This is a genomic window from Hoylesella marshii DSM 16973 = JCM 13450 (genome assembly GCF_000146675.1).
Lineage (GTDB): Bacteria > Bacteroidota > Bacteroidia > Bacteroidales > Bacteroidaceae > Prevotella > Prevotella marshii.
This window is the reverse complement of record NZ_GL397214.1, coordinates 36315-49000: the sequence shown is the minus strand read 5'-3', so window position 1 is coordinate 49000 and position 12686 is coordinate 36315. Positions and strand designations below refer to the sequence as shown.

Below are 12686 nucleotides of genomic sequence, written 5' to 3'. Positions count from 1 at the left end.
GTGTTACACTTTTTTCCGGTGTATGCAAATATAAAGCGTTAAAAGATGCAGAAAAACACACTTTTCTCTGCGCCTCATTCATCATCGTATGATAATTGTTTATTTGTTTCACGGCGGCAAAGGTAAATAAAGTTTGTGAAATGCGCAAATGTTTTGTCGAAAAGATGCGTTTTGGTGGTTTAAGATAATATTATCTTTATCGTCCCGCTTGCTGCTTATAGTAAGTCGAGCTCCAGCTCGCTTCTCAATTTTTCTATGGCGGGATTGGCCTTTCTCATATCTTCGAATATTTCTTTCTTTGTACGAATCTTTACCACTTCCTCTGCCTTTGCTAAACGTATGTGCAGTTCAATGTTGCCATTGTGTAGCTCTTTGGCTAATGTTGCCTTGATGCGGGACTTGATGGCAAGAATCTGCTCCAGCAGTATTTCGTTATCAATGGTGAGTTCGATATGAGGCATATCGGTCATCTTCGGGTGTATATGCTTCATCCGCGAAGCCATACCCGCCATCTTCTGTGGCATTCGTGCACACATGGCCATCCATTGGAAGTCGAGTTCCTCTTGTGTGAAGTGGCCGGTTTCTTCTTTGTTTGTTACCTCTATGTCGGTGTCGGTCTGGAGCGTTTTCCCTTCGTTGAGCAGGTTGTCGAACGTCATTCCCAACCCTTTGAGTTTCGTTCGCGGCCGATTCTCTGTCGGTGAGGTAATGGTCGTTGTTTCTTTTCTCTCAGGCTGCGGTGTAGTTTCCCTGTGTTGCGATGCCTGAGTTTGCCGCACGACAGGACGGCCAGTTCCGGCTACCTGTCTTGCCGGTATCGACTGACCTACTACAAGTTGTCTGAACAGGGATTTTAGTCTCTTACCGGGGCGACGCCCCGCACTCTCATCATCATCGTCAGGTTGCAGGAGCTGGGCAATCTGTATGAGTGTCAGTTCCACCAACAACCGCTTATTGTTGCTTTGCCTATAGTGCACGTCGCAATCGTTCATCAGTTTCAAGGCCTTGTACATAAAGTCCGTAGGACAGCGCTGTGCCTGCTCTTTATAACGCTCTGCCTGTTTTTTACTCACTTCGAGCAAGGGGAGCGTCCGTTCATCTTTGGCCATTAATACATTGCGTGTGTAACTTGCCAATCCCTGAATAAAGATTCCGCCATCAAACCCCTTCCCTATAACCGTGTCGAGCAGTACCATCATATTGCTTACCTCTTGTTTCAAGGCCATATCGATGATGCGGAAATAGTTGTCGGAGTCCAGCACATTCAGGTCTTCTATCACTTTCTTATAGGTGATCTGTCCCTGACAGAAACTTGCGGATTGGTCGAAGATAGAGAGTGCATCGCGCATCCCGCCATCGGCTTTCTCCGCAATGACGGCCAACGCCTCCTCTTCGTAGCCGATGCCCTCCTGTTCTGCCACTCGCTTTAGGTGGGCGATGGTATCGGCAACAGTCATTCGCTCAAAGTCGTAAATCTGACATCGCGATAGAATTGTTGGCAGAATCTTGTGCTTTTCTGTAGTAGCAAGGATGAAAATCACATGTGCGGGCGGTTCTTCAAGCGTTTTCAGAAATGCGTTGAAAGCCTGCGTAGACAACATGTGTACCTCGTCGATGATAAACACTTTGTATTTGCCTACCTGCGGAGGTATGCGCGTCTGGTCCATCAGTGCCTTAATGTTCTCTACCGAGTTGTTGCTTGCGGCATCGAGTTCGAAGATGTTGTACGACCGTTGTTCGTTAAACGCCTTGCAACTCTCGCATGTTCCACAGGCTTCTCCTTCTGTGGTTGGGTTCATGCAATTGATAGCTCGGGCGAAAATGCGGGCACAAGTGGTCTTGCCCACGCCTCGCGGACCACAGAAAAGATAGGCATGTGCCAATTTTCCGCTCTTCACGGCATTGCGTAAGGTGGTGGTCAATGCCTGTTGTCCTACGACGGAGTCGAACGACATTGGCCGATATTTACGCGCCGAAACGATATATTCTTCCATATTCTTTACAAGGTGTATCGTTCTTTACAAACGAATGGTTTCAGTCTTGCAAAGATACAATAAAGAACGAAAAGAGACGAAGAAGACGGAAAGAAAATGGAACGTCCTGCGAAGAGCTGTGCTTAGCGAAACAACGAGAAGTTCACGCTACCATATGCCCTGTGCTCTATAAAGCGGCTGTGTATGGAAAAGTCGTGTTTCTTTCCATGCTCCAGTACAAAGAGACCGCCCCCGCGAAGCAAGTCGTGTTGGAAAATGAGGTCGGGTATTTGGGGCAGTTCGGTCAATTCATATGGAGGGTCGGCAAAAATAAGGTCGAACTGCTGGCGACAGCTTTTCAGAAATCGAAACACATCGCCGCGTATCAGCAGGTGGTTTTCTGCGCTTAATTTCTTCAGACATTGGCGGATAAAGAGACAGTGTTCGCGGTCGGCTTCCACGCTTACCACCTGTCGGCAACCGCGCGACAGCAACTCCAAAGAGATGCTCCCCGTACCCGAGAAGAGGTCGAGTGCCGCAGCGTCGTCGAAATCAACGTAACCGTTCAGCACATTGAAGAGGTTTTCTTTGGCAAAGTCTGTGGTAGGCCGCGCCTTAAAAGTTCGGGGTATGTCGAAATGCCTTCCCCGATAGAGGCCTGTAATAATCCGCATCTATCTGATGATATATAGCGACATGAGGTCGTAATCCAGCCCTTTGATTTGAGCAATGGGCGAGTGATTGAAGTCGGCAGACGGGTTGATGACATACACGTTTTTCAGATAAGCGCGCAGTCGCTCCGTCAGCGAATCGGTTTCGGGTATGGTACCGACAATGTGCAGTTCGTCGCGCTCAGAATCCAAGGCCAACTGCTTCCATACAAACAATAGGTAATACACGGCATCGTCGGCATGAGTCACCTCAAAAGTGTTGCAAAATTTAAACCGATTTTGCGTGAAACTGAAAAGCTCTAATTTGCGATCGTGGAAATAGCCGTAGAGTTTCTTACGCGAGCCGGAGAAGCTACGCCGGTGCAAATGTGCCCATACGGGTTGCTGCACACAGGAGATACGTACATCTTTAAAATGGTCTTCTACAACCATTTTCAGGTCTTTGTTGATGGAAAACACTGCCACGGCATTGAGCGAGGGGAGCACCTCGTGCAGTATCGTCTCCTGTTCCTTGTCGGAAAATGTGTGCTGGAAAAGGGCTTCACAGTCGGCCTCGTCAAACTCGTCTAAGGGAACGAGCATCACGTGGGTGTCGAGCAACACTTGTGCCCGCTTATAGTCTTGCAAGAGCAGTTCGGCCGTTTTGAACGCTTCGCGCAGATTGGCTGCCATCGAGATACCGCTTCTCACGATGTAAGGTTCATAAACAATGCGGTCGGGATGGTCGAGGTCTACGACCGAGAACGACAAGGTATGGTCGCTGATGCGCAGGGTGATGCGCGGCTGTTTCGTGATGCGGTTGATAGGCTCCATCGTATGGTGTAGGATAGGTATGCGTCGGACAGGTCTTTCCCGTCGGGATACGACTGCCCGGCAAAGGTAGCGATTTTCCGCGATACTCGCAAGTAAGCATCTGCAAAATACAGTTTCTCCTCCCTGTGTCTTGGTGATTGTTGCACCATTCTCGCCTATATTTCACCATCTCTCCGAGTCTCTCTCTTGTACGAGTCGTCAGTCTTACGAATAAAATGACTGATAGTTAGATATTTACATGCGGATTCCGCCCATTTTTTCATACGCTTCAAGTGTGAATAAATGTTGCATACGGGAGCGCGTAAACTTACATACGGTTGCGCATAAATTTATATACGGGAGCCCGTAAATTTCTTTGCGGGAGAAAATTTATTTCCTCGCGGTTGCGCGTAAATCTCTTTGCGGGAAGAAATTTATGCGCTCCCGTATGTATTTTTTTCGCTTACCGCAAGCCCTTAAATTTCTTCCTCGAGTTTACATGTTTTAACACGCATCCGCAAATGCTTATGACAGGTTTGCGGGAAAGGACAGGGAGACAACAAAACTATTTGAACGAGCATCCATCAGAATCTGTATAGGTGCTCATGAACGATTTGTGGGGTTATAGAAAAGCATACGCCAGGGCGTAGGCTTCGGTGTGGCGGTAGTATACGTTGAGCGTCAGATGGTTTTTCCTGTTTTCTGCCATGATGGGGGCTCCGTCGTCTAACAAAAACGGGCGGATGTGCATTTCGGTATATTGCAGATTGGAGTCGGGAAAGAGTTTGTAGACCGTTTCCTTTGCACACCAGCACAGAAGTTGTTCGGTCAGCGTGGCGGGTGTTTCGTCTTCGCTCAGAAACTTGTGAAGGATGGTTGCCACACGAGGGCTGACGTATTCCACGTCTACTGCCACCTGCCGGTCGCATGAGAGAATGACAGCAGCATAACCCTTGGTGTGGCTGATGCTGATGTGCCACCCGTCTAACTGCGGTGCTCCGTTTTCAGCATGGCGGAGGACGATGTCTTCGCTGCCCGTCATGGCGGCTGTGAGTGCGAGAACTGCCCATCGCTCAAGGCGGCGAGAGACGGCCCGGAATCCCTCTACTTGTGGGGCGAACTGTGGATAAACGGCGGCGAGTTGCTCTTCGGTCTCGTCTATCTTCCACAGGCCGAGTTGCACATCTGCATGAATCGTTTCGATGGATAAGAGAGGCATGGTCTTTTTCAGTCCGAAACCGGCGGATTGGGTTCCGCAGGCTTGATTCTTACTTTCACCCTCGAGATGCGTCGGTCTTCTATTTTAAGTATCTCGAATGAGAAATTCTTGTACGTTATCTGCTCATGAATGGCAGGAAAATCGCCCTTCATCTCCAACAACAGACCGGCCAGACTGTCGGCATCTCCCTCAATCTCCTCGAATGTATCGTCGGGAAGTTGCAGAATCTTATAGAAATCGCTCAGCAACACCTTCCCCTCAAAGATGTATGTGGTATCGTTGATTTTAGCATACAGTTTCTCTTCTTCGTCGTACTCGTCGTTGATTTCACCCACAATTTCCTCTAATATATCTTCGAGCGTTACAATTCCGCTGGTGCCGCCGAACTCATCTACAACGATGGCAATGTGAATTTTGTTGTCTTGAAATTCGCGTAAGAGGTCGTCTATTTTCTTGGTCTCCGGCACGAAATAGGGTGCCCGTATAAGGCTCTGCCAGCGGAAGTTGGCCGGTTTTGACAGATGAGGCAGGAGGTCTTTGATATAGAGTACGCCGCGTATATTGTCGGTGTTTTCCTGATAGACGGGTATGCGACTGTAATTATTTTCCACAATGCAGCGGAGCACATCGGCAAAGGTGCTGCGGATGTCGAGGTCTACGACATCCTGCCGGCTGGTCATCACCTCTTTAGCAGTCTCATCGCCGAAGTGTATGATGCCGTGTAAAATACTTCGCTCCTCTTTTATTTCCTCTTTGTCTGTGAGTTCGAGTGCCTGCTCGAGGTCGTCCACACTCAGTACATGGGTCTTTCCTTGTACGAGGCGTCCGGCAACCATACCACTCTTCATCAGCACTGTGGCGGGTGCTCTGAACAACTTTCGTAGAAAGAATATACCCGGCACCGCTTTGCGGCAGTAAATCAGAGCATTCTGACGGGCATAGACTTTGGGCATGATTTCGCCGAAGAGCAAAAGCAGGAAGGTGAGCAGTACGGTGATGCAGATAAATTGTAACCAATAGGCTGTACCAAAGTCTATAAGCTTTGCGAAGACATAATTGCAAAGCATGATAATGGTTACATTCACCAAATTATTGGTGATGAGAATAGTGGCTAAGGTGCGTTCGGAATCATCGCGCAGGAGTTTGATACGTCGGTCGCGTTCGGTCTTCTCGTCGTCTACCTCTGCCAAGTCTGTGGGCGACAAACTAAAGAAAGCAATCTCAGAGCCGCTGGCAAATCCCGATATCAATAAGAGCAGAATTGCCAGCATGGCAGCTATAATAACATCGGTTGTCGGCGGCATCAGATGCACCTGACCGAGTGTTTCGCTTATAAGGGTAAAGTCCAAAATAGGGTATTACAAGTCTTTTCAGTTTCAGAAAGGCAAACTCTCATCAGCCGAAGGGGATGTGCTCGCCGGCTTTTCCGTGGGGCGGGACTGTTGCTCCGTATGAGCTGTAGACGGTTTTCCGCTCAACATCTCCATATTCTCAACCAATATCTCCGTTACGTATCGTTTCACTCCACGCTGGTCATCATAGGAGCGATAACGTATGCGTCCCTCGACATAGAGCCTGTCTCCGGTATGTACATATTTCTCTACCGTCTTAGCCAAACCACGGTAGAAAACAAGGTTGTGCCAATCGGTACGTTCGGGAACCTGTGTCCCATTCGGCAGCGTATAGCCGCGCTCGGTGGTTGCGAGGCGCACCTGTGCTACGGCTTGGTCGGCCTCATAGTAGCGTACGTCGGGTTCTTTCCCCACGTTTCCTATCAACATGACCTTATTCATATTCGAACGTTATGAGTGAAGTGCTTATTTCCAATAGCCTAAGTACCTGAAGTGGAAGTTCTTACCCTTAGCGGAAGGGAACTGACTTCGGCTATCTACACGCGAACGCAGGTGGTCTACGATTCGGTTGTAGCAGTCTTGTCCGGAATTGGCTTTACATTGCACGACAAAACGGGTATCTCGGTATTCATGCTTCCCCGTAGCAGGCACCATCACGACCCGCTTAAAGTCAAGCGTACCCTCGTACCATCCGGGATGCTCTTCGGTGAGACGGGTAAGTGCAGGATTAGGTTCGCGGAAGTCCATCATACCGACCGAGGCTTTCGGTCTCAGGGCTTTCTTTTGTTTGAAATCCATCATGGAAGCAGCTTCGGTCTTGATGATGATGAAATAGACACGTGGTCTCACTTTATAGCGTTTGGGATAGAACACGTTGCTTTCAGCATATTCACGTATGTCTGCCTCCATATTCTTGTCCATCGGTATTTCGGGAATTGAACTTAAAAAACGGATAGCGTCTTCCACGCTATATACAAAAGTCTCCTTATCGAAGTATCTTAAATATAAATTCATCTGGAATAAAATATGTTTCTCCTAAAAAGAGCGGAAAACGGGACTCGGACCCGCGACCCCAACCTTGGCAAGGTTGTGCTCTACCAACTGAGCTATTTCCGCAAACTAAACATGGTGAAGAGGAGGAGACTCGAACTCCCACGTCACAATTGACACTACCCCCTCAAAGTAGCGCGTCTACCAATTCCGCCACCTCTCCAGCATGAAAAACATTCTGAATAATGATGTGCCCAGAACAGGACTCGAACCTGCACGCCGTTAAACACACGCACCTGAAACGTGCGCGTCTACCAATTCCGCCACCTGGGCCTATAAAAAGAACCTGCGTTCTCCTTGTTATTCAGAATGTGGAGCGGAAAACGGGACTCGGACCCGCGACCCCAACCTTGGCAAGGTTGTGCTCTACCAACTGAGCTATTTCCGCATAACCATCCTGCTATGCAGGAGCATTCCTCTAAATGCGGTTGCAAAGGTAAGACTTTTTTCCGACCGTACAAAGAATTTGCCTGATTTTTTTCGTACCATCCCGCCTTTTTCGCTCTTTCAATCTAAATCGGTTATAAGACCTTGTACAGATTTTGGGGGTCAGGGTCGTAAAGTTACGATTGATAAGTCGGCATTCGTACCCCGTACAGATGGCGTTTGTACAAGGAAAGGTCGGCAATCTTACGCCCGACAACGACGATTTGCTGACCGCATGTAGAGCACGTTGTTATATAAAGATATGAAAAAGAGTTGTTTACTCTTCCACTTCGTCTTTGAGTACAGGTAGGGAGATATGGTATCTGACGGCGAGGAAACGGATGGCACAAACAATAACGAACACCACGCTCACCGTGACTGCTGTGGGCACGCGTAGCGAAAGAAAGAGCCAATATATCAGACCGCCCACAACGCTGGCCATGGCGTAAATCTCTTTCCTGAATATCACGGGTACGTTGTTCAGCAGTACATCGCGTATCACACCGCCGGCCGCCCCCGTGATACATCCCATCACAATGGCCACCCAAAAAGGATGGTCGTAGGAAAGAGTCTTCTGAATACCGGCAATCGTAAACAATGCAAGTCCTAACGTATCGAATACGAACCATGCATTGTCAAGCCATCTCATCTTATGAGAAAAGCTGATAACGAAGAGCTGTGCCAATACCGTACAGATGATATAGACGGGCGAGGTCATCCAAAATGGTGTAACACCTAACATCACATCGCGGATAGTACCCCCGCCAATGGCCACGGCAAAGCCACAAACAAAGCCTCCAAACCAGTCGAAATGCTTAGCGGCGGCGTGACGTATGCCGGATATGGCAAAGGCGAATGTGCCTAAGAACTCGATGAGATGCTGGAGCGTACGTGCAAATTCGATGTCTGTATAGGGCATATTGATAGAATGATGGGATGCACAAATGTATCGGACCCTGGCTTTCCCTATCAGGGATTCACCACGTTCTGCGGTTGGCCTTCAGTAAAGGCACGGACATTGGCCACGGCAATATCCATGAGCCGCACGCGTGCCTCGTAGGTAGCCCATGCGATGTGGGGTGTAATGTAGGCATTAGGGGCTGTTAATAACGGATTGTCTGCGGCGGGCGGTTCCTTGCTCATGACATCGGTACCGTATGCACCCAGCTCTCCTGTCTTCAACGCTTCGGCAACATCGGCCTCATTCACTAAAGGGCCTCGGCCTGTGTTGATGAGTATGGCACCGTGCTTCATGCGTTTGATACTGTCTTTATTGATGAATCCACGGGTAGTATCGGTAAGCGGACAGTGCAGCGAAATAACGTCGCTGATACCGAAAAGTCCCTCCATCGTGGTCTTTTGTATGCCTGCCGGCAGGTCGGAAGAACTTTTGCTGGTGAATGCAAAGACATCCATACCGAACGTCCTCGCTATCTCAGCCACTTTCCGTCCTATATTTCCGAGGCCTACCACCCCCATTGTCTTGCCGGCGATTTCGTGTAGCGGCGTATCCCAATAGCAGAAATCGGGGTTGTTGCTCCAGAATCCTTTGCGGTTGAGTGCAGCATAGTGCTCCACTCGGTTGGTGATGGCAAAGAGATGGGCGAACACCATTTGCGCCACGCTGTCTGTACTGTAGGCGGGAATGTTGCATACGGGAATACCCCGTTCGCGGGCTGCTTCCGTGTCGATAATATTAAAGCCCGTGGCCAACACGCCTATATATTTCAGCTTGGGCAGGGACTCTATGGTTTCTCTTCTTAGAGGAACTTTGTTGGTGAGCAGGGCATCGGCATCCTTTGCCCGTGTCTGCAAGTCTTTCAATTCGGTACGGTCGTAAACGGTAAGCTCACCTAAGGCCTTCATGGGTTCCCATGACAGGTCGCCCGGATTGGCTCCATAGCCATCTAAAACTACTATTTTCATACTTTTCCTTTGTATTTTTCCTCACAACAAACGTGAAGGAAACGATTAAGATTTGTCGTTTTCTGGGGTTTTGAATCTATCCCCCCAACACTGCACCATCCACTGGTACATGCGTTCTTCCGAGGGAGAATGCTGTGCGTGCCAGAAACGAGCGGTGGCAAGGTCGTCGGGCAGATATTGCTGCTTGGTGAAATGTCCTTGGTAATCATGTGGATATTGATAGCCGTCGGCATATCCGAGACTTGCCATTAATTGGGTGGGTGCATTGCGCAGATGCAGAGGTACGGGTTTATTGCCGCTATTTCGCACCTCGCTCAATGCGGCATTGATGCCGAGGTAAGCCGAATTGCTCTTAGGACTTGTGGCGAGGTAAACGGCTGCTTCTGCAAGGGGGATACGTCCTTCTGGCCATCCTATCTTTGTTACGGCATCGAACGCAGCATTGGCCAATAGCAATGCATTGGGATTGGCTAACCCAATGTCTTCTGCAGCACTGATGACAAGACGACGTGCGATGAAGACAGGGTCTTCGCCTCCTTCTATCATGCGTGCCATCCAATAGAGAGCTGCATCGGGGTCGCTGCCGCGTATGCTCTTGATGAAAGCCGAGATGATGTCGTAGTGCATCTCGCCGTCTTTGTCGTAAGCCAAGGGATTTTGCTGCAAGCAATCGGTCACGCGCTCGTCGTCGATAACGAGGGTATCGGCTTCAGATGCCTCTGCCACCAGCTCGAGTATGTTGAGCAACTTGCGTGCATCGCCTCCACTATATCGCAGTAATGCGCCTGTTTGCCGCAATTCTATGCTACGTTTGCTCAATTCCACGTCGGTAGTGATGGCACGTTCTACCAATGCAAGCAGGTCTTCTTTCTCTAATGACTTGAGTACATATAGCTGACAACGTGAAAGCAACGGGCGTATCACCTCAAACGAGGGGTTTTCCGTGGTGGCTCCGATAAGGGTCACGACACCCTGCTCCACGGCTCCGAGCAGCGAGTCTTGCTGACTTTTGCTGAAACGATGTATCTCGTCGATAAACAAGATGGGACTTCCTTGACTGAAGAAACGACCACTCTTGGCACGTTCTATCACCTCTCTCACGTCTTTCACGCCGCTCGTCACGGCACTGAGTGTATAGAAAGGCACTTCCATCTGATGGGCGATAATCTGTGCCAAGGTGGTTTTACCCACTCCGGGAGGCCCCCAAAGGATGAACGAAGAGACACGTTTCGCCTCTATCATCCTGCGCAACACGCCTCCCTCTCCTACCAGATGCTTCTGCCCGATGTAATCTTCGAGCGTGCTCGGCCTCATTCGTTCTGCCAAAGGTTTACCCATATTCTTTTCGCAAAATTAGAAAATATATGCCGTTCTTGCAAAATTTCCCCTGAAAAACTTGTGGATAAAACAGAATGTATTATTTTTGCAGCCAAGTTCGGATGCCGAGAATACCCGTACACAAACACTCCTCCGACCTATTGAACAAGGACTTTCAACATACCGGATTTCCTATATATACCACATAAAAACAATATTTACCCTCATCCAAAGACAAACAGAATCACACCGTTATATGAAAGAACAAGCGAAGAAAACACTGACACTGAAAACACTGAACCGCAGCAATGTATGGAATTTGCAGGAAAACGACATCTTCAGACTATGGGATGCTGCCGAAAAGAATGCCGACCTAAGGGAAAATGCCCACCACTATGTCGACATCATTAGGAGTGCGTTCCTAATAGAAGAGGTGAAAAACGATGCGCCTGAAGCCGTGAAGAGCTATGAAAAACAGGGATTCAACGTCAAGCAGATACAGACGGGGGATGGTACGAAGATGAAATGGGCACTCAAGAAAAGGCCGATTGTGCGGGTAACAGACCTCACCCGAGAGAATATTAATCATATCTCTGCCGCAAAACTTCTGGAAATCATTGAGCACAATTTTGGCGGAGGATGGGATTCGCTTGCCCAAAGTGTGCAGGATATCATCCTCTCAGGGTTTGAAATATCCACCACCACACTGCCCAAAGACCGACTGCACAAACGGGGTGGAATGTATGACAAGAAGGTGGCAGACGGCTTCGAGGTTCTCGAAATAGAAAAAGGAACGTGGGTAGAAGCCATCTTCGCCAAAGAAAAACCGGAGACCAAGAAACCGACAAACAAGGTGGAAACAAAACCCACACACGCTGCAACCGACGATAAGTTACAGGATGAAGACCTCGATAATGAGGATGAAGACGACTTGCCTGAAGACAGTTACGACGATAGCTACGACGACGAGGACACCTACGATGAGGAGCAATTGACGGAAGAAAGTTATCGGACAACGTTCGATACTGATACCGAAGACCTGAACATGGAGGCCGAAGAAATATCGGATGACGAATATTAAACCGGAAACATCTGCTCATCTGCAACACGAAACGAAACGGGGTCGGCTAAAAGCCGGCCTCGTTTGTATATAGCCCTATCGATTTTTGTATCGCCGTCTGCCTTTTTCTCGACCTGAAATCTCGCATAGGGCAATGATAAATACGCGAGTTTGGGATAAGGCTATCGGACTGTAAGCCCCAAAGAGGCAATTGGATGAGATTCGCTTATTCCGGACTCGTCCAACTACTTGAGACCTCTGCAAACTCCTCTTATAATTTGTCTTTCTTAAATATTTTTTGTGCCTTTATCGTATGAAACAGAAGTTATCCTCTCCCAGTTTTGCTGACCTGTTCCTTGGTCAAAGAAAGGTCAAGCAGACATTCTTTTCACAAATAAACACCGTCATTGATTGGGCACCTATTCGTGCTATAGTTGAAGCGGATTTGTATGATACGTTTCTTGCGGAGTTTAATCGGCAATTGGAAGCTAAAGGAATCATTGTAAAGCGTGGTGCCATCGTTGATGCCAGCATTACGAATACGCCCCGTCGCCCCCGCGGAGGTAAGAGCTATGAGGTCGTTGAGGATAGAAAAGAGGATGAGCACATAGAGGCTTCGGAGAAAGCCATGCTCAAAGAAGTTGTCAAGCCTAACGTAGATACTTTTTTTCGCTTAGTCGGACGCCACGACAACTGGCGGGAGGCTTGCAACGGCGGAGCAAATGTCAAACCAAAAGGAAAGTTAAATGCTCAACATGAGCAAACGCCAAACCGAAAGGAAAGTTAAATGCTCAACATGAGCAAATGTCAAACCGAAAGGAAAGTTAAATGCTCAACATGAGCAAACGCCACACGGTAACGGATGAAAACGGAATGGTGCTTGCCGAGGAAACGACAGTT

Annotated in this window: 11 protein-coding genes, 4 tRNA genes and 1 pseudogene; 2 read left to right on the top strand and 14 right to left on the bottom strand. The window is 48.6% G+C overall.

The features are described 5' to 3' along the window. Positions 1 to 215 precede the first annotated feature (215 nt). From HMPREF0658_RS00240 to HMPREF0658_RS00175, 14 genes are all read right to left on the bottom strand, one after another. Positions 216 to 1994, bottom strand: coding sequence for a DNA polymerase III subunit gamma/tau (locus tag HMPREF0658_RS00240; protein ID WP_006947665.1), 1779 nt, complete (start codon positions 1992 to 1994; stop codon positions 216 to 218). 122 nt (positions 1995 to 2116) lie between these two features. Further along, entirely contained in the window at positions 2117 to 2647 is a 531-nt protein-coding gene (rsmD, locus tag HMPREF0658_RS00235) for a 16S rRNA (guanine(966)-N(2))-methyltransferase RsmD (RefSeq protein ID WP_006947664.1), read from the bottom strand. Next, a complete protein-coding gene (locus tag HMPREF0658_RS00230; protein WP_006947662.1) occupies positions 2648 to 3457 on the bottom strand; it encodes a DUF3822 family protein in 810 nt (269 codons plus the stop codon). 601 nt (positions 3458 to 4058) lie between these two features. Continuing rightward, positions 4059 to 4655, bottom strand: coding sequence for a 4'-phosphopantetheinyl transferase superfamily protein (locus tag HMPREF0658_RS00225; protein WP_006947660.1), 597 nt, complete (start codon positions 4653 to 4655; stop codon positions 4059 to 4061). 8 nt (positions 4656 to 4663) lie between these two features. Next, a complete protein-coding gene (gldE, locus tag HMPREF0658_RS00220; protein WP_006947658.1) occupies positions 4664 to 6004 on the bottom strand; it encodes a gliding motility-associated protein GldE in 1341 nt (446 codons plus the stop codon). Positions 6005 to 6031: 27 nt separating this feature from the next. After that, on the bottom strand, positions 6032 to 6448 hold the full coding sequence (locus HMPREF0658_RS00215) for a single-stranded DNA-binding protein (protein ID WP_006947653.1): 417 nt from the start codon (positions 6446 to 6448) through the stop codon (positions 6032 to 6034). 24 nt (positions 6449 to 6472) lie between these two features. After that, positions 6473 to 7021 carry a hypothetical protein gene (locus HMPREF0658_RS00210; RefSeq protein ID WP_006947651.1) on the bottom strand — a complete coding sequence of 183 codons (549 nt, stop codon included), beginning with the start codon at positions 7019 to 7021 and terminating at the stop codon, positions 6473 to 6475. A 29-nt stretch (positions 7022 to 7050) separates the two neighbouring features. Beyond that, a tRNA-Gly gene (locus HMPREF0658_RS00205) sits at positions 7051 to 7123 on the bottom strand. 10 nt (positions 7124 to 7133) lie between these two features. Further along, positions 7134 to 7220 (bottom strand) — tRNA-Leu (locus HMPREF0658_RS00200). A 28-nt stretch (positions 7221 to 7248) separates the two neighbouring features. Further along, positions 7249 to 7330 (bottom strand) — tRNA-Leu (locus tag HMPREF0658_RS00195). Between the two features lie 39 nt (positions 7331 to 7369). Beyond that, positions 7370 to 7445 (bottom strand) — tRNA-Gly (locus HMPREF0658_RS00190). A gap of 315 nt (positions 7446 to 7760) precedes the next feature. Next, on the bottom strand, positions 7761 to 8402 hold the full coding sequence (locus HMPREF0658_RS00185; RefSeq protein WP_006947649.1) for a trimeric intracellular cation channel family protein: 642 nt from the start codon (positions 8400 to 8402) through the stop codon (positions 7761 to 7763). Positions 8403 to 8452: 50 nt separating this feature from the next. Beyond that, positions 8453 to 9409, bottom strand: coding sequence for a D-2-hydroxyacid dehydrogenase (locus HMPREF0658_RS00180; protein ID WP_006947648.1), 957 nt, complete (start codon positions 9407 to 9409; stop codon positions 8453 to 8455). A gap of 45 nt (positions 9410 to 9454) precedes the next feature. Then, the gene (locus tag HMPREF0658_RS00175) at positions 9455 to 10747 is read right to left on the bottom strand and encodes a replication-associated recombination protein A (RefSeq protein WP_006947646.1); all 1293 of its coding nucleotides are present in this window, start codon (positions 10745 to 10747) and stop codon (positions 9455 to 9457) included. Positions 10748 to 10982: 235 nt separating this feature from the next. On the opposite strand from HMPREF0658_RS00175, the gene HMPREF0658_RS00170 reads away from it, so the two are divergent. Both HMPREF0658_RS00170 and HMPREF0658_RS11995 read left to right on the top strand, forming a co-directional pair. Next, a complete protein-coding gene (locus HMPREF0658_RS00170) occupies positions 10983 to 11807 on the top strand; it encodes a GNAT family protein (RefSeq protein ID WP_006947637.1) in 825 nt (274 codons plus the stop codon). Positions 11808 to 12099: 292 nt separating this feature from the next. Further along, positions 12100 to 12686, top strand: a pseudogene (locus tag HMPREF0658_RS11995) (hypothetical protein); the annotation flags it as partial.